Source organism: Geminocystis sp. CENA526, assembly GCF_050753365.1.
Classification (GTDB): Bacteria; Cyanobacteriota; Cyanobacteriia; order Cyanobacteriales; family Cyanobacteriaceae; genus Geminocystis.
Window position 1 is genome coordinate 81,099 of the sequence record NZ_JBLZFY010000001.1, and the last position, 21,148, is coordinate 102,246.

Genomic DNA, 21,148 nt, shown 5'->3' on the forward strand with positions numbered 1-21,148 from the left:
GTTCGATCGAAATCTTTTTAGGTATTATATTCTAAGCATAATTCTAAATCTTCCAAACAATCAAACTCAAAAAGAGCAACGGTTAATTCTTCCATTTTCTCTAAGGATAAATTTTTAATTTTATTAGCCAAAATTTCTTCTATTTCTCCTAGATATTGATTACTAATTTTTAAAATTAAGTTGAAGGCTTCTTCTACTTTACCTTCAATTTTGCCCTCAATTTTACCTTCAATTTTACCTTCAATTTTGCCCTCAAGTTTGCCTTCAATTTTACCTTGTTTTTTGATCTCTTGGTAAATAACAGAACTACGCATAATTTCCTCCTTTAATAATGATTGAATCAAATTTTTGTCTAATTTTAATCCTGCTAGAATACTAACGCTAGTCATTAAATCTGATTGTAATTCCTTTTCCTCAATGTCATTAACTTTTGTGGCAACTTCCTCTAAGATTTGTTGAGGGGATTCGGTTTTTGCTAATACGGCAAAAGGATATAAAATCGGTTCAGATAAAAAAGATGTTGCTTCTTCTTCCCATAGGCGAATAATCCTATATTTGTGAATAGTATTTTCATCTTCATATTGTTCTTTGAAAACAACTTCTGAATTACTTTGTTGCAAAAATATAATGACTTGTGTAATAGGATAATTATATTTCCTTTTTAGTCTAACATAATAATCTAACATCCTTAAAGGTAAAGGTGGTTTAGATTTTGGTTCGGTTTGAAATTCCAGATGCAAAATCCGTTTTCCTACTCTTAAAAATAATACGGAATCTGCATGAATGGGATTAACATTTAACTCTGTTTTTAATAGTTTAATTGACGTTTCTTCACTATCAAGTAACCATTTGACAAAAACTTGCGGATATTGCTCTGCTAAAAATTTACAAACATTATCAAAACTCATTTTTTTTCATTAAAGCCTAAGTTATTAGTATCATTTTTATTATTAATTTTAATTATTTATTATGACTTAAATTCTTTTTACATTGTCAGAATAATTGTACCTATTGTAAAGTATTCGATCGAACCAGATTAATCCTATAACAATCCTAAATGAATCATGAGAATATAATCCCCCCTAACCCCCCTTAAACAAAGGGGGAACTTAGTTTTATTTTCTCACAAATGATTTAGTACTGCTATATTATATTGGGGTAAAGTTGATGCTGTACGCTACTGACATTCAGTCCTGAAAATTATTGGCACTTTTTACAAGGCTACTGAGGTTAATGATTAAGATTTTTAACTTATTTGTATAATTTGAGCTAAACTTCGTTTATTTTTGGTTTTATCAGTATCATTATTCTCATCGTCTTTATTTATTCGTCCTTGATATAAATATGTCTCTTTCTTCTGAATTTATTAAACGCCCTGTGTTGACTACGGTTTGCACGATCGTAATCATCCTCATCGGGGTTATTTGTATGGCACTGTTGCCCCTCGATAAACTGCCTCAAATCGCACCAAAACAGGTATCCGTCACCGCTAACTATGTGGGTGCTGATGCTCAAACCGTTGTGGATAACGTTACTAACGTTTTAGAAAGAGAAATTAATGGTACAGCCAATGTTCGTTGGATCAGTTCCAATACTGCTAATACAGGACAAAGTACTATTAACGTTAGTTTCCCCGTAGAAGTTGATATTAATACCGCTCAAGTTTTAGTACAAAACCGAGTCGCTCAAGCTCAATCTAGTTTACCCCCCATCGTGAATCAATCGGGTGTGACAACAGAACAACAGTCTCCTAGTGTAACTCTTGCCTATGCTTTCTATTCAGAGAAAGGAGAAGACGGAAAATATTTATACGATCCTGTATTTTTGTTTAACTATCTCGATCGATATATGTGGAATGAGTTAGCAAGAATTGAAGGGGTAGGAAGTTTAACGGCTTTTGGTTCATCTACTTATGCCATGCGGATTTGGCTCGATCCCAATAAATTAGCAGCTAGAGGCTTAACAGCTACAGACGTAGTGGGAGTTATTCAAGAGCAGAACTTTGATATTGGTACTGGAGGGGTAGGAAGATTACCCAATCCTCAAGGACAACAATTTGAAATTCCTTTGAAAGTACAAGGACGTTTTATCACGGAAGAAGAAGCAGAAAATATTGTGGTGAAAGTGGGAGAAAATGGTACTTTAATTAAAATTGGCGATATAGGTAGAGCCGAATTAGGGGTTGAAAACTACATTACTTTAACTATCTTAGATGGTGATACCCCAGGGGTTGGTTTAGTTATTTATCAGTTACCCGGTAGTAACGCCCTTGATACTGCCAATGCCATTAAAGCGAAAATGGATGAGTTAAGAAAGTCTTTTCCCCCCGGTTATAAAGATGTTTTAGTGTTAGATAATACTGAATTTATTGATGCCGCATTAAGAGATTTAGTCGTAACTCTGTTACAAGCCATCGCACTGGTAATATTAGTTATTTTCGTCTTTTTACAAGATTGGCGCACCACCGTTATTCCCTCCGTTGCTATTCCCGTAGCTTTAATTGGTTCTATGGCTGCCTTAAAGGCTTTGGGATTCACCCTTAATCAGTTAACTCTATTCGCTTGTGTATTAGCTACTGGTTTAGTGGTGGACGATGGTATTGTTATTGTAGAATCTGTTTCCAATAAACTTGCTCAAAAGATGCGCCCCTTACAAGCCGCCTTCGATTCTATGGATGAATTATTTGGAGCGGTTATCGCTACTTCAGTAGTATTAATGGCAGTATTTATTCCCGTATCTTTTTTCCCAGGTACAACGGGCATTGTTTATCAACAATTTGCCTTGACGATCGCCGCCGCCGTTTTATTTTCTACCTTTAACGCTTTAACTTTTTCCCCCACCATGTCAGGAATATTACTTAAAGCCCCCAGCAAAACAAAAGGTCCTTTAGGTGTATTTTTTGAAGCGTTTAACAGGTTATTTGATCTATTTAAAGAGGGGTATAAAAAAGTTATCACCTTCTTAACCAAATTGAAAACCCTGATTATGATTATTTTTATCAGTGGTTTAATTCTCACAGGATGGATGTATCAAAATATTCCTCAAGGCTTTATTCCCGAAGAAGATCAAGGGTACTTCTTTGTCATTGTCAGTGCCAACCCCGGTGTTTCTCTTAACTACACGGAAGATATTAATAAACGAGTCATGAATGAAATCATGCAGTTTGAAGAGGTTGATCATGCTATGGCAATTACGGGATTTTCCTTTGATGGTGTTAATAGTAATCAGGGAACATTCTTTGTAAAATTAAAACCTTGGGGTGAACGAGAAGGGGGTAATCATTCTGTATTCGGAGTAATTCGCCGTCTAAATCCTATTTTACGTCAAAAAATTGATAATGCTAGAGTTTTCGCCGCTAATGCTCCACCAGTGGACGGTTTAAGTAACTTTAGTGGTTTAGAACTTTATATTCAAGATCGTCAACTATCAGGAATGGATGCTTTGATTGACAATACTCAAAGGGTAATTGCGGCGGCTAATCAACGTCCTGAAGTTGCTGGAGCGTTTACTACCTTTACCTTTAACTCTCCCATTCTTCAAGCCCAGATCGATCGAGATAAGGTAAAAGCCATGAATGTGGACATTAACGTCTTGTTAGCTAACTTACAAACCTATCTCGGCGGTAACTTTGTCAATCAATTTGTCTTAGACGGACGTTTATATCGAGTCTTTGCCCAAGCCGATGCGGATTTTCGATCGAACCCCAGAGATATAGAAAATATTTATGTGCGTAGTCGCAATGGTGCAATGGTACAAATGAGCGATATGTTAACCATCCAAGAAACCACCGCTCCCCCGATTATCACCAACTATAACGTTTATCCTGCTATCAAAATTAACATCTCACCAGCTCAAGGCTATAGCTCAGGGCAATTAATTCAAATCATGGAAGAAGTCGCTCAAGCTACCCTACAACCAGGGTTTGGCTTTGAATGGACAAACACCGCCGCCGAAGAAAAAACGGCAGGGGGGGCAGCACCCATCGTATTCGGATTAGGTTTTGTGATGGTATTCTTAGTATTAGCCGCTCAGTATGAAAGCTATATTGACCCTACCATCATCATGTTAACCGTACCCCTATCAATCTTAGGTGCATTAGGTGGCATCTGGTTAAGAGTTCAATTTCAAGGCTCAGACAGCATTTGGCCTATTCTCGACAATAATATTTATGTACAGGTAGGATTAGTAATGTTGATTGGGATGTCCAGTAAAAACGCCATTCTGATTGTGGAATTTGCCAATCAGGCTCGTACTTTAGGCATGAATATCACCCAAGCAGCTATTTACGCCGCTACCGAGCGTTTTCGCCCAATTTTAATGACTACATTTTCCACTCTATTTGGTTTCTTACCCCTCTTAGTTGCTAGTGGTGCAGGAAGTGTCAGCCGTTGGTCATTGGGTACATCTGTATTCGGAGGGATGATTGTTTCTACCGTATTGAGTTTATTATTTGTGCCGAACCTTTATATAGTCATCAAGAGTTTTGAGAAAAATATCTTAGACGGTGACAAAAAACCCCGTAAACCAAGCAAGAAAGACAAAAATGACAAAAACGGAGGAAGTCCTAATAGAGAAATAGATCAATCTTCTACCTTAATTTCCGATAATTAGTTATCCGTAGGGTGGGCATCGCCCACCATCAATAAAATCCCTTATCATCACTTTTTCCACTATGATATAAGGCAAGTTGATAATATTTTTGAGCATGATTGATTAAATCTTCCGCTTCTTGTTCACTAATATCCCTTATTTTTTTGGCTGGAATACCAACCATCAACGATCGATCGGGAACATCTTTAGTTACAACACAACCAGCCCCAATAATTGAGCCTTCCCCCACTACCACCCCGTCAAGTACGATCGCACCGATACCAATTAAGCAACCTTTTTTAATATGGGCGCTATGAATTACAGCTTTATGTCCGATCGTCACATAATCTTCCAAAATAGTGACTTTATGAGGATCTCCATGTAATACAGCACCATCTTGAATATTAGTATAAGAACCGATAGAGATTTTTTCCACATCTCCACGCACGACTGCATGATACCAGATACTTGATCCCTTGCCCATATCCACATCTCCCATAATAGAAGCATTGTCGGCAATAAAAGCACACTCAGGAAAATCACTGTTTTTTAACAATTTCATGACATTATTTCGGTTAAATCTTGATATTTTCCATTTTAAAATTTATTTTGTCAATGTCAAAAACGATCGATAATTTTGAGAAAAAGTATGTTTAGATGTGTATAAAATTATGAGAAAGTGAATGTTAATTGTTTATGTCATTACCAGAAACCATCGTCCAATTAACTGTAACCAGTCAATGTTGGCAAAAAGGAGAAATTAAAGGAGAAGTAAAAGCAGGTAGTTATGAATGGTATTTTCAGTGGTATTTTCTCAAAGGAAAATTATCTGTTCATCCTACCCTTGGACGCAGTTTAATTCACGAGCCTTTATCCCGTTTTTTGGAAAGATACGATTATCAATTAGAAGTAGGAGGAGATTATCAATTTTTCTTGAGAACTAAATTATAACCCACATCCCACATATTTTAATAGAACATAAAAGCAATACACAAAAACATCTAAGCTAGAACGCATCTAAGTTTACTGATAAAGACAGGCAAAAGGCAACAGTTAATATTACCTGAGTTTGATATAAAAATAGGTGAGGGCTAACTTGGAAGACTCCGAAGACAGGCAGACAGGCAGATTGTATTTCTGGTGAATGAATAAAATTCTCTCAAAAGTACATCAAATATTGACAATTTTTCTCCCCGTCCACTTGTCCACTTGTCCACTTGCCCTCCTGTCTAGTTTTCATCATTTTCTTTATGTCGAACTGAGGTTAATATTAGTCAATAGTTATCAGTATTTTTAATTATTAGAGAAAAATGCAAGTTAAATGCGTCTTAGCTTAGGTTAACTCAGAAATAGCAAATGTTACCTAATCCTGATAAAATAAAGGGAGTATAATCTTGATCCCTAAAAGCAAAAATGTCTATTAATCCTTCCATCCCCCTCAGTCAATCAATACCCGTTGATAAAATCAAATATAATGAGCAAGGATTAGTACCCGCCATTGCCCAAGACTATCTTGATGGCACTGTTTTAATGATGGCATGGATGAACAAAGAATCTCTACAAAAAACCCTCGATACAGGAGAAGCATGGTATTGGAGTCGCTCTCGTCAAGAATTATGGCATAAGGGGGCAACATCTGGACATATTCAAAAAGTGAAAACTATTCGCTATGATTGTGATAGTGATGCTTTATTAATTTCGATCGAACAAATAGGAGACATCGCTTGTCATACGGGAGAAAGAAGTTGTTTTCATCAAATTGATCATTCTAAATCTGCACCTCCGGCGGATACCCTTACAGAATTATATAAGTTAATTTTCGATCGAAAAGAGCATCCCATAGAAGGTTCATATACCTGTAAACTGTTTGAAGGAGGAGATAATAAAATACTGAAGAAAATAGGGGAAGAATCTGCCGAAGTCGTCATGGCTTGTAAAGACAACAACCCCGAAGAAATTGCTGGAGAAATCGCTGATTTGTTTTATCATTCCTTAGTTGCGTTAGCTTATCATCAAGTCAACCTGCGAGATGTTTATAAAAAACTTGAAGAAAGAAGACGATAAATAGGAATTAAGAATTAAGAATTAAATAATACGAAAATTACACATTTGTACCAAAAATTGGAGGATTGAGATTCAGTGGCACAGGCATCCTGTTTGTATTAGTGCGTTTATAATATTTAAAGTTAGTTGAAAATAGGTTGATTTTATGCTTATTAATTATGGGCAAAATTAGTTAAATAAATCATTAATACTAATACTAAAACCAGTTAAAACTTTTTGAGTTGTTACTATATCATTATTGCTAAAAACAAGGGTTCGATCGAGCATAATAATAAAAACTTTTTCATTTTCAGGTAAAACCAACCAAACTTCTTCACTGCCTGAAGCTAAATACTCATTCGCCTTAGCAAATAAATCCTCCGCCGAATCCGCAGGAGAAGCAATTTCAGCAATTAAGGGCGGACTTTGAGGTAAACTAGGTGCATTACTATAACTTTTGACCAATTGTGAGGTAAGATAACAAACATCTGGCCTTCTTCCTTGCTTAATAGTTTTACAAGGCAACTCGGAATAAACTTTTCCACCCTGTTGAGAAGTGTTGATGTATATTCCCCAAGCAATAATTAATTTAGCCTGTATCTCGCTGTGTCTAATTGTCATACCAGTTGTCTCCTGTAATTTTCCGTTAATCCACTCTTGATGATTGGGGGGATTAGCTAAAAAATCATCTAAAGTAAAAGTAGGTTTTGTAATTACTGCTACCATAGTTTCTACATAAATAGTTAGCAACTCAATTATAGCTTAATGATTCAAGATTCATAAACACATCAATAATAGACAAAAAATTAAAATTTTTAATTTATGAGTAATCAACAAATAATTATTTTCGGTGAAGTTTTATTCGATCGATTCCCAGATGGTAAAGTGGTATTAGGAGGTGCTCCTTTTAATGTAGCGTGGCATTTGCAGGGTTTTGGAATGTCTCCTTTATTTATCTCCCGTGTCGGCAATGACTTAGAGGGAGAAAAGATTAAGCAAACCATGAAAGATTGGGGCATGGATTTATCAGGGATACAAACCGATAGGCAATACCCTACGGGAGTTGTCAATGTGCAATTCAAAGACAATGAGCCTCATTACGATATAGTCGAAAATAGTGCCTATGATTTTATGGAGTCGGCTTCTATTCCCTATCTGTCAAAAAATAGTATCCTTTATCACGGCAGTTTAGCCTTAAGAAACAGTGCATCTCAGGCAACTATTGACAGTATCAAAAAAAATATTTCTCCTTCTATCTTTCTTGATGTTAACCTTCGATCGCCCCATTGGCACTTAAATTCGATCGAATCTTTATTATCTGGTACATCGTGGTTAAAATTAAACGAGGATGAATTATCGTTAATTGTACCCCAAGAAAACAATACTCAAAACCGCATTCAGCATCTATTTAACCATTATTCCTTAACTCAAATTACCCTCACTCAAGGAAAAGCAGGGGCGACTTGTTTTACGGCGGATAAGCAACATTATCAAGTTTCTCCCTCTCAAAATACCGTAGTAGTGGATACCGTAGGTGCAGGAGATGCTTTTTGTAGCGTCTTAATTCTCGGTATTCTCAAGCAATGGGATATATCGACTACCTTGCAACGGGCGCAAGAATTTGCAAGTAAGATTGTAAAAATACAAGGGGCTACTAAGTTCGATCGAAGTTTTTATCAAGATTGTTAAATTTTGCCTGTAGGTTGGGTTGAGGATACGAAACCCAACAAAAGCGGATAATAGATAAAACTAATTAGGGGGTGCTGAAAAAGTATTTTGATGAAGAGAGGGAAGAGCGGATTTGGGAAACCTAAATATATTTAATCATTTTCATAAAATCTGCAAAAGAAATTGTTTCTTGAGGATAGACAGTACAAGCATATTCTATCCATAGTTTTCAGATTTTATTGGACGATTAACAAAAATAATTACGATCGAAAAATAACTTAATTTTAGTTTAGGATAATGACGTAAACCATGATAAACTTTCTCTTCATCGGTAGTGGCTTTTTCCACAATATAAGCTCGATCGAGCAGGTTTCTTTGTGCTAAAATTTGCCATACTTGATCATAAACAGAAGCCACCTTCATTAAGACAATGACATCCCCCCAATCCAAAGCCTCCTCGAATTGTTTGAGAGAATAAACAGTAGGTAAAACAATCAAATTTTCCCCTTGCATCGTCAAAGGCAATCCCAAAGCCGAAGCCACCGCCATAGGAGAAGAAACCCCCCCAACTCGTTCGATTTTTACATCAGGATATAATTTTTCGATCGTTAAAGCTAAATAAGTAAAGGTACTAAAAAAACTTATATCTCCTTCACAAGCAAAAGCCACATCTTCTCCATTTTTGAGATATTCCCACACCTGTAAACTTACCTTATGCCATGCTTGAGTCAAGATTTCCTCAGAGAAAGTATAGGGGAAAGATAAAGGTAATGTGTGATGATGAGGTTGTAAATAAGATTGAATTATTCTTTGTGCTACCCCTAACCCGCCATTAATTCCAGCAGGAAAAGCAATAATTTTAGTTTGCTGTATAATTTTTAAAGCCTTGATGGTGATTAATTCTGGATCACCAGTACCCACACTGACACCGTATAGAGTACCTATTTTATGGGGCATAAATTTAAGAAAAGTTAAAAAAAGCTAAAAAATGAGAAAAGGTTTACAATTAATAGATTATAAGAAAATTAAATATAACATTTTTTTTACTCTATTTACAATTTCACCTTTAAATGAATAGTTTTAATAACTCTAGTTCAAAAAACACTTTTGCTTTAACTACTCCTTTATATTATGTTAACGGTCTTCCCCATATCGGAAGTGCCTATACAACTATGATTGCAGATGTGATCGCCCGTTGGCATCGCCTTTGTGGTGATGATGTTCTCTTTGTCACTGGTACAGATGAACATGGACAAAAAATTCAACGTACTGCCGAAGAATCAGGAGTTGATCCTCAATTGCACTGCGATCGAATTGCTGATAGTTTCGCTCAACTATGGACAAAACTTAATATTCAGTTCGATCGATTCAGTCGTACCACAGCAAAAAACCATGAAGCCATAGTCAAAGACTTTTTTCAAAGAGTATGGGACAAAGGTGATATATATTTAGATCAACAACAAGGATGGTATTGTGTCGCCTGTGAGGAATTTAAAGAAAAAAGAGAACTTCTTGAAGATGGTAGTTGCCCCATTCATACTAACTTAAAAGCCGAATGGAGAGATGAACAAAACTACTTCTTTCGTCTTTCTCGGTATCAACAGCAGTTGGAAGAATTTTATAACTCTTATCCTGAGTTTATTCAACCTGAATCGAGACGTAATGAGGTATTAAATTTTGTTAAACAGGGTTTACAAGACTTTTCTATCTCTAGGATTAATGTTTCTTGGGGTTTTCCCATTCCCAACGATCCCAATCATACTATATATGTCTGGTTTGATGCGTTATTAGGTTATGTTACCGCCTTGTTAGACGAAAATGACGAACCCTCGATCGAAAATGCTGTAAAAAAATGGTATCCCTTCGATTTACACCTGATCGGAAAAGATATTCTGCGTTTTCATGCTATTTATTGGCCCGCAATGCTGATGTCGGCAAAACTTCCTTTACCCAAACAGGTATTTGGTCATGGATTTTTAACCAAAGACGGGCAGAAAATGGGCAAGAGTTTAGGAAATACCCTTGACCCGATAGCTTTACTAGATCAATACGGTTCTGATGCCGTACGTTACTATTTTCTCAAAGAAATTGAATTTGGTAAAGATGGCGACTTCAATGAAATCCGTTTTGTGAATATTATCAATGCAGATTTAGCAAATGACTTAGGAAATTTACTTAATCGCAGTTTAGGGATGCTGAATAAATACTGTGGTGGTATTTTGCCACCCATAACAGGAAATGATATTAGTAATGAGAATATTCCTAAGCGCATGGGAGAGACTTTAAAGTCAAATCTTTTTGAAGGTTATAAACTCTATCAATTTAATGGGGTGTGCGAATCGGCATTAAATTTAGTGCGTAGTTGCAATAAATATATTGATGAAAGTGCGCCTTGGAGTTTATTCAAAAAAGGAGAACAAAAGGAAGTGGAAAAAATCTTATATACGGTTTTAGAATCCGTCAGATTTTCTGCTTTTGTGTTAGCCCCAATCATTCCTAATATTAGCAATAAAATTTACCATCAATTAGGCTTTGATTTTGATTTTAATAACAAAGATTTAGGTGTAAATACGGAGTTCGATCGAGGTCATTTTGAATGGGGTATTTTACCCTTAAATCAAGACTTACCTAAGCCTTTTCCAGTATTTGTAAAATTGGAATTACCAACTACAGAAAGTTAATATATTGCTGTCTAAATTGTTTTGATTATATAAGAATTTTCTATGGCATTAATGGATTTAGCTTATAGTTTAATTAATAAAAATTTAATGATCACTAATAATTTAGATTTGCTATATTAATTGTATATAAAACTAAATTTAATAATTGTTACGTTTTGATTTTTTAAAAGTTTAATTTTAATCTCTTTTTACATAACTATTTTTTTATATATTTAACTCAAAAATAAAGATAAAACAATGTGGGATAATTTTGATAGTGATCCCGTTTTTCCCCCTGAACAAGTCTTGGAAAATAGGGGTAGAGTCGCCATTTTTATTGATGGTTCAAACTTATTTTATGCGGCTTTACAATTAGGGGTGGAAATCGATTACACTAAACTTTTATATCGTTTGACTGCTGGTGCAAAATTGCTCAGGGCATTCTTTTATACGGGTGTCGATCGAACTAACGAAAAACAACAAGGTTTTTTACTATGGATGCGAAGGAATGGCTATCGAGTCATCTCCAAAGATTTGGTACAATTACCCGATGGCTCAAAAAAAGCCAATTTAGACGTAGAAATTGCGGTGGATTTAATGGCTTTAGTCGGTTCTTATGATACAGCAGTATTAGTAAGCGGAGATGGTGATTTAGCCTATGCTGTGGATGCAGTCAGTTATCGGGGTGCGAGAATTGAAGTTGTCAGTTTACGATCGATGACCAGTGATAGTTTAATTAATGTAGCCGATCGATATATTGACTTAGATCAAATTCGAGAAGATATACAAAAAACCCGAAAATCAAACTCTACCTATGATGGTTTTTCCCCTTATCATCTTATTGAACCCCGTGATCCTTCTGATTTCATCTAATTAGGGGTTGCCTCATAGGCTTTTGATGAAGTTCAGTAATAGTGAATAGTGTATAGTGAAAAAGAGAGGCAGAAAATTGGGTATTAGGGTATTGGGGTATTAGGGAGTAATTGTTGCATGAGTGCCTGTTGCCTTTCTTAATTCTTAATTCTTAATTCTTTACTCTTTCAAGATAAGCAAGAAACCCTGCATTTTCTAAGGATTCTACAGTATTATCTGCATTTTGTACCCAATAATTATCTCCAAAACGAACAAAAATTCTTTCATTTAGACTATCTATGATCGCCATAATTGGAATTACCGCTTCATTTTTATCGCCAGATTGTTCTTGTAAAATACTCTTTAATTTGCCCTGAATTTGAGGATTAATTGCTTGTTCTGGACTTAATTTAATATATACTGTTTGGATATTTTCCATTTTATTAATTTGATTAATAATAATTTGTGATTTGTCGCCTTTATTATCTGCTTTACCCCAAATAAGTAAAGGAGTATCTTCAATTAAATTATCTTTTACCTGCTCATAATTACTAGCAAAAACAACACCATCAGCTTGTCCAGAAATATCTTCTAAAGTCAAAAAAGCCATATTATTATTATTTTTATCAATATGTTTTTTGATAGTAGTTAACATAGCAACAACACAAATTTTGGTGCGAGATTTTTGTTCAGATAAATCACTCAGATTCACAGGATTTAAAAATTTAGCTGATTCTTTAAAAGGTTTTAAAGGATGTTCAGAAACATAAAATCCCAAGTGTTCTTTTTCTGATTTGAGTTTTTCTTGGGGCGTAAAATCTTCTATTTTTGGTAATTGGGGAGCATTTTCATATTTTATTTCTGAGGAGGATTCGGATGTATTTCCTAACATTAAATCAAACACATTTAATTGCCCAGTTTCTTTTTCTTTTAGTCTTTTTTGCGCCCAATTAATCAGTAAGTCTAAACCTTCTATTAATTGACGGCGGTTAGCATGAATGCTATCAAATGCCCCCGCATAAATCAAGGTTTCTAAGGCTCGGCGATTCACTGTTTTTAAGTTAATTTTACTCATAAAATCAGCAAAATCTGTAAATTTTCCTCCAGCTTTTTCCCTCGCTTCTAAGATATTATCTATCGCACCTTCACCTAAATTTTTGACTGCTGAAAAACCAAAAATAATATCTTTGTCTTGGGGGGTAAATTCTTTCTGGGAATAATTAATATTAGGTGGTTTGACATCAATCCCAATTTTTAAACAATTTTCTCGATATTTTTCAATTTTTTCTTGACTATCACTACTAGCAGTCAGCAACGCTGACATATATTCGACAGGATAATTGGCTTTTAAATATGCCGTTTGATAGGTGACATAAGCATAAGCAGTAGAGTGAGATTTATTAAAACAATTGGAAGCAACTAAACCATTTGCTAACAAAAAATTATGATCTTTTTCTACCCCAATATCATATACTTGCTGTGAGGAAATCGATCGTCTTTTTAATATTTTTACCATATTGTTATTCCCATAAATTTATTATTGAAAAAAACTTTATTATATTAAAATTTTCATTGAAGTTTTTAATTCCATTTGTTTTTCTCATAATTTTTAACTCTTTTGATACTATTTTATGATAAATAAGTTCGATCGAACCTAAGTTGGTAAATTAATAAACATTTTTACTTTAATTCGGATATAATACTTTTTAATGAGTTTCAATAAACAAAACTATGACTCAAATTGCTAATTATGAATATTGCAGATTTAATAAAAAATGATTTTTTCTGCTGACTATTGTTGGGTTGCACGTCGTTTAACCCAACCTACATTCTTTGAAAAATAAAAACTACAAAAGTTTTAGCTTATCTATTGAAGATTATTATTTCCCCCAATCACCCCACCCTTGACAAAATTTTTCTAATCCCTTTGTTAGTTTTTCCATGTCATCATTAAATTTATCTACATCATTAGTTTTTTGGGTGTTTGCTTTATATTCATCTCCTTCAATTTCTGTTAAAATAACCTCTTTTTTCTGATTATTAGTAAGTAAACTAATTTTACTATGATCATTAATCATTTCATCAAGAATTTGAAGATCATCTGAATTATACACTGGAATTATCCCCCCCAAATAATCTCATCCTGAATACGATTCATGGTTTCGATCGTATCATCAAAACTGCTAACTTCAATACCTAAATTGGGAGTTATATCGGCTTCTACTAAAGTCTGACAACGAGTGCGCCGTTGACGATTATCTAAAACCATTAAATCTTCTTTGGCTATATAAACTTTTAGTTGATTTGGACATAATAATTCTTCTTTTCGATAACCTTCACGCAAAGCAATTTCTTGTAAATAAGGTTTATCTTGATTTAACATTATTAGAGTATTTAATTCTTTAATAATATAATCACTGTGAGTAGTAATTAACACTTTAATATCTAAGTTAATTAATCTAGCTAAAAGTCTAGCAATTAAACGTTGATTTTCTGGGTGTAAGTTTAATTCAGGTTCATCAATTATTAACAAATCTCCTTTTTTTGCTATGTGTTTAAGATAAAAACCTAAATCTAATAATGATCTTACAGCACTAGAACTTTCATCCATAGATAACTTAATTTTTTTTCCTGTAGGAATAAAATAAATTTGATCATTTTTATCAAGATTATAAATACCGCCAATAATATTAGTAAAATCATTTAGTATCTCAGGATATTCTTTGATAATAAAACTATTTTGTTTAACAATAATATCAAGTTCTTTGATAAACTCAAGATTTTTTTTCACTGCTAAAGGATATTTAATTGTTCTTGTTTCATGTAATAAAATACGAGGAGTTTCTAACTCTTGTCGGAAAATTGCAGTACCTGTTCTTTCGGCACTAACAATAAAAGAATTAGGAAAAAATTGAGCAAAAACTATATGTTTAATAGTAGATGAAATAATTTTTTTAATAACATTTTCTGAAATTTCTATTTCCTTATCTTCCGATAATAAAGTAATCAATAATTCTGGAGAATCTTCTTTTTTTTCTAAAGAAAATATTTGCTTATTTGTTGAACCAATAAATTCTTCATATTTTTGATTTAGTTTATTTTGTGCTAAATCTATATCAACAGAAAAAGTGGTATTTTTAAAGCTATTTTCAGGAGAAGAAAAAACGAAGGGTAATAATTCAATATATTTACGGCATCCATCTTCAATAATCTGTTGACTATTTTCTAAATATTGTTGTAAATTTATTTGAACTATTCCTTCTGATAATAATTTCTGGATATTATTTTGTTCTATTTCACAATTAATAATATTATTCCAAAAATTTAAAAATCCAAATAATGAATAGGTTACATAGGTTTTTCCAGTATTATTTTTACCACAAATAATAGTTAAATCACCTAAAGTAAATTCTCCTTGTTTCAAAATGCCCAGATTTTTGATTTTTATTTTCATATAACTATTTTGATGTCATAAAAATTACCTTAGATGTGATTAATTTTAACCATCTAAACTCTTATTAAACACCAGTCGATCGACCTCCAGTGTTACCATTACTTTATCCCCTTCTGTGAAAGTATTTTCAAGGATTTTTGTGGCAAGAGGATTCTCAATTTCCCTCTGAATTGCTCGTTTTAACGGACGTGCACCATAAGTAGGATCATAACCTACCTCCACAATATAGTCTTGTGCTTCGGGAGTAAGCTCGATCGAAATATTTTGTTCTGCCAGTAGTTTTTCTAACCTCACAAGCTGTAAACTAACAATATTGCGTAATTCCTCTTTCTTGAGTCCGTGAAATATAATTAAATCATCGATACGATTGAGAAATTCAGGACGAAAATGCTTATTCAACGCCAGTAAAACTTTATCTTTCATGGCTTCGTAATTTTTATCATCCCCTGCCAACTTCAAAATATACTCACTACCGATATTAGAAGTCATTACAATAATCGTATTGCGAAAATCCACAACACGCCCTTGACTGTCGGTAATTCTACCATCGTCTAACACTTGCAGAAGGATGTTAAACACGTCACGATGAGCCTTTTCTACCTCATCAAGTAAGACAACGGAATAGGGGCGACGGCGTATGGCTTCCGATAATTGCCCTCCTTCTTCGTAACCTACATAACCGGGGGGCGCACCAATTAACCTTGACACTGCGTGTTTTTCCATGTATTCAGACATATCGATTCTGATCATAGCGTCTTCGGAGTCGAATAAAAAGGCGGCTAAAGCCCTTGCTAATTCGGTTTTTCCCACCCCTGTAGGACCCATAAACAGGAATGAACCAATAGGACGACTGGGATCTTTCATTCCTGCTCTAGCCCTGCGTATGGCGGCAGAAACGATGGCTACGGCTTCATTTTGTCCGATGACTCGATCGTGCAGATGAGATTCTAATTGTAATAATTTTTGTCTCTCGGTTTCCAAAAGACGATTAACAGGTATTCCAGTCCATCCTGCCACAATTTCGGCAATATCTGACTCGGTGACATCTTCCCTCAGCATAGCGTTTTCCTGAGATTGAATTTCGAGCAATTTCGCTTCTTTACTCTCAATATCGTGCTGTAATGTCTCTAACTTGCCATATTTTAACTGTGCCGCCGTGTTTAAATCATAGGCTCTTTCAGCTTGTTCAACTTGTAATCTTAGCTCTTTTTCTTCCTCTTTCAAGGCATGAATTTCGTCTAATAATTCTTTTTCGATGAGCCATTGAGAGGATAATTCCCGTTGTTTGATCTGTAAATCATCTATTTCGGCAGTGATGCGCTCTAGGTTATCCTGTGCAGATTTATCATTTTTTTCCTCTCCTTGTAATGATAACTGCTCCATTTGCAATTGCATCAAACGTCGATCGAGTACTTCCAATTCTACAGGCTTTGAGGTGATTTCCATTTTCAACTTAGCCGCCGCTTCATCCACTAAATCAATGGCTTTATCAGGCAAAAATCTACCTGTGATATAGCGATGAGATAAAGTAGCCGCCGCAATCAAGGCAGAATCAGTAATTTTCACCCCGTGATGGACTTCATAACGCTCTTTTAAACCCCGTAAAATGGAGATGGTATCTTCGACACTAGGTTGTTTAATATACACTTGTTGGAAACGTCTTTCAAGAGCAGGGTCTTTTTCAATATGTTTACGGTATTCATCAAGGGTACTCGCCCCGATACAACGCAATTCTCCCCTTGCTAGTAAAGGTTTTAAGAGGTTTCCTGCATCCATTGCCCCTCCTTCCCTTGAACCTGCACCCACTACAGTATGAAGTTCGTCAATAAATAAAATGATTTGTCCATCGGAGTTAATAACCTCTTTTAATACCGATCGAAGTCTCTCCTCAAATTGTCCTCGATATTTAGCACCAGCGATTAAACTGCCCATATCAAGGGAAATTAATTGACGGTTTTTCAAGGATTCTGGCACATCTCCATTAACAATTCTTTGGGCTAAACCTTCAGCAATAGCGGTTTTACCTACCCCGGGTTCACCGATTAGTACAGGATTATTCTTCGATCGACGTGAAAGTACTTGAATAACGCGCCTAACTTCATCATCCCTACCAATAACAGGATCAAGTTTGCCGTCTTTGGCTTCTTCAGTCAAATCTCGTCCAAATTTAGTTAAAGGAGGTTCTTTTTTGGTAGTTTCCTCTGGTTCACTCGTGTTTGCTTCTTCTTTCTCAATTTTGAGCTTAAAATCTTTGACTTTGATTTGAAAATCTTGAGGATCGATATTGAAACTTTTAAGAGTTTTTTTGCCTATACGTTGATCATCAGAAAAGGCGACTAATAAATGAGAAATACCGATAAATTCATCCTGCCAACTTTCTCGACAAATTTCTGCTCTATCCAACATAGAATCTAAACTACGCCCAAGATATAGCTGATTAACACTAAACATTCTCGGTTGACGAGTGGCAAATGTCTGTAACTGCTTATTTAAAAGGTTTATATCAATATTAGCTTGACTAAAAATTTTTGTGGCGATCGTATTTTCTTCTAATAAGGCAAGTATTAAGTGTTCAACTTCTAAGTTTTGATTTTTTAACTCCTTACAAATATCTTGCGATCGCACAATGGCATCCCAAGCAATTTCAGTAAACTTATTTGGATCGGTTGGCTGCATTTTATCTCATCTATTGGTTATCTGTATCAATTATTAATCTTTTTTAACAAAATGTCATTAATTTAGCCTCAAACTACCTCCGTTCGATGTAAGAATAACCCACTGAAGTAGGTTTCAGATAGCAGGTTTAATGTTTAGCAGATTATGTTATTTAATCCAAGAATTGAAAACAAAAAAATCAATTAAGATATATTTTTAATCAATTCTTTAACCTAATACCTAATACCTAAGAGCTAACACCTGACACCTTTACATCACCTAAAATTTTAGGCTCTTCTACAGTAGTTATGATAAATAAATAGAAAATAAACTCTTTAGTGATTACTTAATAAGATTTACAGCAAAATAAAAATTTAATTTTTATAAACTATTAATTTTGAAATTCTCTATTGCCTTTGCCCCAAAGCCTTTTGCCTACCTTCATCAATAATTTACCATACTCAAAGTAGAAGAACCACAAATCTTAATATTTATAGGGCAGATAAATTGTTAGAATTTGACTAATAATTTTACAAAGTTGAATCATGTCTTTTAACTATATTAACGAGATAACATCCTCCGAAAATTTAGCGAAGTTTGCTGATTTGGTAAAAATTGCTGGAGGTGCTGTGCAAGATGTTAGTAGTGCTTTTAAAGTAAGTGATCGATTTTTAGGCACAAAACCGATGGAATTGTGTGTCAGGGCGGTAATGAATGACTCCAATTCAGCAGAAATAGTTAAGGAAAGATATATTGGTTTACCCTACGATTTAGATGCAATGTTAGCTATGCCGAAACATTCTCTTGGTTGGACTTATGCTAAAGTAATGAGTACAATGGGTTACGATCCTCAATTTTATCCCTCTGCAAAACCAGAAATGAGCGATGAAGAATATGTCAATTTTCGAGTCTTTAAAACCCACGATATTCACCATATTTTAACAGGATTTAGTCTCAATAATTTTGGGGAATTAGGCGTAATTTCTGTCACCGTTGCCCAAAGTCGTTTCCCCGGTTTTTTGTTTATTGATTTATTATCTTTATTAATTAGTTTTTTTGCGTCTGATAAATTAATCTCTGAAACCTCTTTACCCGAAGATCAAATTAAAACTTTAGGTTATAAATTTAAGTTAATATCTCAAGGTTTAGAAATGGGGGAGTCTGCAAAACCTTTATTTCCGATTAAATGGGAGGAATATTTTGAACATCCTTTAGATGAGGTACGAAAAGAACTTGCTATAATTCCTGCTACTACGGGGGCTTATAGTTGGTATAGTAATCCTCAATTACAAGATGCGATCGCTTAATGGTCAGCTAGAAAGCCTCGATCGATGTACAATCGTTAGAGAATTTATTATGACACCAAAGGATAAAAGTTAATGCCTCCGCAGTTAAAAATTTTTGTACCCCCTCATCCTTTAATTAAACATTGGTTAGGAGTCGCAAGAGATAAAAATACTCCACCAACTCTTTTTAAAACCGCTATGGTGGAATTGGGACGTTGGTTAACCTATGAGACAATTAGAGAATGGTTGCCTACCCTCGACACTCAAATCGAAACCCCCTTAAGTATAGCTTCTGCTACTTTTATTAATCCTCAAAGTTCGATCGTCACTATCCCTATTTTACGAGCAGGTTTAACCCTTTGGGAAGGAAGTCAAACTCTATTACCCTTAGCCAAAACCTATCACTTAGGCATAGTCAGAAACGAAGAAACCTTAGAGGCAAGTTGTTATCTCAATAAATTACCAAAACAATTTGAAGCTGATACTCGTATTTTAATCTTAGATCCGATGTTAGCAACGGGAGGCTCTATTATGTTAGCAATGGAAGAAATTGTTAAACGGGGTGGCAATCCAGACTTAACCCGTATCGTTTCGGTGGTGAGTGCGCCTCCAGCCTTACAGAAATTAAGCGCTAACTATCCTAGCTTAACTATCTATACCGCCATGATTGATGAACAAGTCAACGATGTTGGTTATATTGTACCCGGTTTAGGTGATGCGGGCGATCGAGCTTTTGGTACATTAGATGATTAAGAGAATTATTATATTTCTCGCAAAAGACTTGTTTTTGAGTCAAACAACATACATCCTATAATTAAACAATCAATGATTAACATCTTAAAATAAATAAAAATTATGAGTGAAAAAGATAATTTCGGCAGTGGTTTTATACTAGGTACAATTATTGGCGGTGTAGTCGGTGGTATAATTGGTACAGTAATAGCCAATAAAAATAATGATAAGAAGAATAATTGGGATGATGAAATGAATGTAAAAAATCCTAAATATTCTACTTTTGATGATGATCAAATGGAGGAAACTAGAATGAGTTTAGAAGAAAAAATTAATCAGTTAAATCATGCTATTGATGAAGTAAAAGTTTCCCTCATTAGAAATGCTGAAAAAGGAATTATCGAGTAAAAAACTATAAAAATTATTGTTGTAAACATAAATCTAAAAGTTGATTTATCCTTAATTCACTTATGGGATCAATCCATTGAGATGCTATCTCTGTCAATGGCATTAATACAAACAATCTTTCTCTCATTCTCGGATGAGGGATTTCTAAGTCATCAGTTTTGATTACTAAATCATTATAGAGAATTATATCTAAATCTAAAGTTCTCGCCCCCCATCTTTCTTTCCTCTCCCTCCCAAATTCTAATTCGATCGAGCCTAAATACTTTAATAATTCATGGGGAGAATAGCTGGTTTTAATGACGATACAACCGTTTAAATAATCAGGCTGAACAGGACCCATGGGCTTAGTTTTATGCCATGTAGAACGCAAAATAACCTCAATTCCTTCACTATTTGCTAACGTGTTAACAGTGTCATTGAGAATCTTTAAACTATCTCCTAAGTTACTTCCCAATGCGATGGCACAATAATTGTTATCTGTGTTAAGCTCGATCGAACTATTCATACTTACTTAATCTATCTGAACTTTTTTATAAAAATTTCAACCCAATTTTATTTTTATTTACGCACATTCAAGAATGAAATTTTGACTTTGTTTCTATGTTAAGTCATTATCTGTTACTGTACTCATGGTAAAATACTCAATGATTATGGGTCTTCGACTTTGAGTATGATAAATTATTGGTGGAGGTAGGCAAAAGGCAAATGGCAAAAGTTAATTTTATTTTAAGCTAATTTTGACTCTGAAAAAAGTTCGATCGAGCTAGAATAAAATAGAAATTTGATCGAGCTTGAGTAAC

General features: G+C 34.5%; 18 protein-coding genes. 9 read left to right on the top strand and 9 right to left on the bottom strand.

Annotation, left to right across the window (positions count from 1 at the left end):
- Positions 1-17: 17 nt before the first annotated feature.
- On the bottom strand, positions 18-908 hold the full coding sequence (locus ACN4EE_RS00385) for an Rpn family recombination-promoting nuclease/putative transposase (RefSeq protein ID WP_431704406.1): 891 nt from the start codon (positions 906-908) through the stop codon (positions 18-20).
- A 436-nt stretch (positions 909-1,344) separates the two neighbouring features.
- Here ACN4EE_RS00385 and ACN4EE_RS00390 point away from each other — a divergent pair, with 436 nt between their 5' ends.
- The gene (locus ACN4EE_RS00390; protein WP_431704407.1) at positions 1,345-4,611 is read left to right on the top strand and encodes an efflux RND transporter permease subunit; all 3,267 of its coding nucleotides are present in this window, start codon (positions 1,345-1,347) and stop codon (positions 4,609-4,611) included.
- Between the two features lie 28 nt (positions 4,612-4,639).
- Here ACN4EE_RS00390 and ACN4EE_RS00395 read toward each other — a convergent pair whose 3' ends face one another.
- Positions 4,640-5,152, bottom strand: coding sequence for a gamma carbonic anhydrase family protein (locus tag ACN4EE_RS00395; RefSeq protein ID WP_431704408.1), 513 nt, complete (start codon positions 5,150-5,152; stop codon positions 4,640-4,642).
- A gap of 134 nt (positions 5,153-5,286) precedes the next feature.
- Here ACN4EE_RS00395 and ACN4EE_RS00400 point away from each other — a divergent pair, with 134 nt between their 5' ends.
- Positions 5,287-5,541 carry a DUF3146 family protein gene (locus ACN4EE_RS00400; RefSeq protein WP_431704409.1) on the top strand — a complete coding sequence of 85 codons (255 nt, stop codon included), beginning with the start codon at positions 5,287-5,289 and terminating at the stop codon, positions 5,539-5,541.
- A 462-nt stretch (positions 5,542-6,003) separates the two neighbouring features.
- A complete protein-coding gene (gene hisIE / locus ACN4EE_RS00405; protein WP_431704410.1) occupies positions 6,004-6,654 on the top strand; it encodes a bifunctional phosphoribosyl-AMP cyclohydrolase/phosphoribosyl-ATP diphosphatase HisIE in 651 nt (216 codons plus the stop codon).
- A gap of 168 nt (positions 6,655-6,822) precedes the next feature.
- On the opposite strand, the gene ACN4EE_RS00410 is transcribed toward hisIE, so the two are convergent.
- Positions 6,823-7,359, bottom strand: coding sequence for a Uma2 family endonuclease (locus tag ACN4EE_RS00410; RefSeq protein ID WP_431704411.1), 537 nt, complete (start codon positions 7,357-7,359; stop codon positions 6,823-6,825).
- A 96-nt stretch (positions 7,360-7,455) separates the two neighbouring features.
- Between ACN4EE_RS00410 and ACN4EE_RS00415 the strand changes: the two genes are divergently transcribed.
- Positions 7,456-8,322 carry a carbohydrate kinase family protein gene (locus ACN4EE_RS00415; RefSeq protein ID WP_431704412.1) on the top strand — a complete coding sequence of 289 codons (867 nt, stop codon included), beginning with the start codon at positions 7,456-7,458 and terminating at the stop codon, positions 8,320-8,322.
- A 195-nt stretch (positions 8,323-8,517) separates the two neighbouring features.
- Here the strand turns inward: ACN4EE_RS00415 and ACN4EE_RS00420 are convergent, their stop codons facing one another.
- The gene (locus tag ACN4EE_RS00420; protein WP_431704413.1) at positions 8,518-9,258 is read right to left on the bottom strand and encodes a precorrin-2 C(20)-methyltransferase; all 741 of its coding nucleotides are present in this window, start codon (positions 9,256-9,258) and stop codon (positions 8,518-8,520) included.
- 113 nt (positions 9,259-9,371) lie between these two features.
- Here ACN4EE_RS00420 and metG point away from each other — a divergent pair, with 113 nt between their 5' ends.
- Complete coding sequence (metG, locus tag ACN4EE_RS00425) at positions 9,372-10,982, top strand: methionine--tRNA ligase (RefSeq protein ID WP_431704414.1); 1,611 nt, start codon at positions 9,372-9,374, stop codon at positions 10,980-10,982.
- A 237-nt stretch (positions 10,983-11,219) separates the two neighbouring features.
- Positions 11,220-11,834 carry a LabA-like NYN domain-containing protein gene (locus ACN4EE_RS00430; RefSeq protein WP_431704415.1) on the top strand — a complete coding sequence of 205 codons (615 nt, stop codon included), beginning with the start codon at positions 11,220-11,222 and terminating at the stop codon, positions 11,832-11,834.
- Between the two features lie 151 nt (positions 11,835-11,985).
- Here the strand turns inward: ACN4EE_RS00430 and ACN4EE_RS00435 are convergent, their stop codons facing one another.
- The 4 genes from ACN4EE_RS00435 to clpB form a co-directional block, all read right to left on the bottom strand.
- The gene (locus ACN4EE_RS00435) at positions 11,986-13,329 is read right to left on the bottom strand and encodes a helix-hairpin-helix domain-containing protein (protein WP_431704416.1); all 1,344 of its coding nucleotides are present in this window, start codon (positions 13,327-13,329) and stop codon (positions 11,986-11,988) included.
- 364 nt (positions 13,330-13,693) lie between these two features.
- On the bottom strand, positions 13,694-13,927 hold the full coding sequence (locus tag ACN4EE_RS00440) for a hypothetical protein (RefSeq protein ID WP_431704417.1): 234 nt from the start codon (positions 13,925-13,927) through the stop codon (positions 13,694-13,696).
- A gap of 5 nt (positions 13,928-13,932) precedes the next feature.
- Positions 13,933-15,267: an AAA family ATPase gene (locus ACN4EE_RS00445; RefSeq protein WP_431704418.1), complete on the bottom strand. Its 1,335-nt coding sequence runs from the start codon at positions 15,265-15,267 to the stop codon at positions 13,933-13,935.
- Positions 15,268-15,312: 45 nt separating this feature from the next.
- Positions 15,313-17,943 (bottom strand): ATP-dependent chaperone ClpB, encoded by a 2,631-nt coding sequence (gene clpB, locus ACN4EE_RS00450; RefSeq protein ID WP_431704419.1) that lies wholly within the window; start codon positions 17,941-17,943, stop codon positions 15,313-15,315.
- A 524-nt stretch (positions 17,944-18,467) separates the two neighbouring features.
- Between clpB and ACN4EE_RS00455 the strand changes: the two genes are divergently transcribed.
- From ACN4EE_RS00455 to ACN4EE_RS00465, 3 genes are all read left to right on the top strand, one after another.
- Entirely contained in the window at positions 18,468-19,229 is a 762-nt protein-coding gene (locus tag ACN4EE_RS00455) for a Coq4 family protein (protein ID WP_431704420.1), read from the top strand.
- A gap of 72 nt (positions 19,230-19,301) precedes the next feature.
- A complete protein-coding gene (gene upp, locus ACN4EE_RS00460; protein ID WP_431704421.1) occupies positions 19,302-19,961 on the top strand; it encodes a uracil phosphoribosyltransferase in 660 nt (219 codons plus the stop codon).
- A gap of 102 nt (positions 19,962-20,063) precedes the next feature.
- A complete protein-coding gene (locus ACN4EE_RS00465) occupies positions 20,064-20,348 on the top strand; it encodes a hypothetical protein (RefSeq protein ID WP_431704422.1) in 285 nt (94 codons plus the stop codon).
- A gap of 13 nt (positions 20,349-20,361) precedes the next feature.
- On the opposite strand, the gene folK is transcribed toward ACN4EE_RS00465, so the two are convergent.
- A complete protein-coding gene (folK, locus tag ACN4EE_RS00470) occupies positions 20,362-20,853 on the bottom strand; it encodes a 2-amino-4-hydroxy-6-hydroxymethyldihydropteridine diphosphokinase (RefSeq protein ID WP_431704423.1) in 492 nt (163 codons plus the stop codon).
- Positions 20,854-21,148 lie beyond the last annotated feature (295 nt).

Excerpts from the sequence above, each read along its gene's own strand:
- ACN4EE_RS00390 (WP_431704407.1), top strand. The coding sequence starts at position 1,345 with ATGTCTCTTTCTTCTGAATTTATTAAACGCCCTGTGTTGACTACGGTT.
- ACN4EE_RS00435 (WP_431704416.1), bottom strand. The coding sequence starts at position 13,329 with ATGGTAAAAATATTAAAAAGACGATCGATTTCCTCACAGCAAGTATAT.
- ACN4EE_RS00395 (WP_431704408.1), bottom strand. The coding sequence starts at position 5,152 with ATGAAATTGTTAAAAAACAGTGATTTTCCTGAGTGTGCTTTTATTGCC.
- ACN4EE_RS00415 (WP_431704412.1), top strand. The coding sequence starts at position 7,456 with ATGAGTAATCAACAAATAATTATTTTCGGTGAAGTTTTATTCGATCGA.
- ACN4EE_RS00430 (WP_431704415.1), top strand. The coding sequence starts at position 11,220 with ATGTGGGATAATTTTGATAGTGATCCCGTTTTTCCCCCTGAACAAGTC.
- hisIE (WP_431704410.1), top strand. The coding sequence starts at position 6,004 with ATGTCTATTAATCCTTCCATCCCCCTCAGTCAATCAATACCCGTTGAT.
- ACN4EE_RS00445 (WP_431704418.1), bottom strand. The coding sequence starts at position 15,267 with ATGAAAATAAAAATCAAAAATCTGGGCATTTTGAAACAAGGAGAATTT.
- ACN4EE_RS00400 (WP_431704409.1), top strand. The coding sequence starts at position 5,287 with ATGTCATTACCAGAAACCATCGTCCAATTAACTGTAACCAGTCAATGT.
- clpB (WP_431704419.1), bottom strand. The coding sequence starts at position 17,943 with ATGCAGCCAACCGATCCAAATAAGTTTACTGAAATTGCTTGGGATGCC.
- metG (WP_431704414.1), top strand. The coding sequence starts at position 9,372 with ATGAATAGTTTTAATAACTCTAGTTCAAAAAACACTTTTGCTTTAACT.
- ACN4EE_RS00385 (WP_431704406.1), bottom strand. The coding sequence starts at position 908 with ATGAGTTTTGATAATGTTTGTAAATTTTTAGCAGAGCAATATCCGCAA.
- ACN4EE_RS00420 (WP_431704413.1), bottom strand. The coding sequence starts at position 9,258 with ATGCCCCATAAAATAGGTACTCTATACGGTGTCAGTGTGGGTACTGGT.
- ACN4EE_RS00465 (WP_431704422.1), top strand. The coding sequence starts at position 20,064 with ATGAGTGAAAAAGATAATTTCGGCAGTGGTTTTATACTAGGTACAATT.
- folK (WP_431704423.1), bottom strand. The coding sequence starts at position 20,853 with ATGAATAGTTCGATCGAGCTTAACACAGATAACAATTATTGTGCCATC.
- ACN4EE_RS00410 (WP_431704411.1), bottom strand. The coding sequence starts at position 7,359 with ATGGTAGCAGTAATTACAAAACCTACTTTTACTTTAGATGATTTTTTA.
- ACN4EE_RS00455 (WP_431704420.1), top strand. The coding sequence starts at position 18,468 with ATGTCTTTTAACTATATTAACGAGATAACATCCTCCGAAAATTTAGCG.
- upp (WP_431704421.1), top strand. The coding sequence starts at position 19,302 with ATGCCTCCGCAGTTAAAAATTTTTGTACCCCCTCATCCTTTAATTAAA.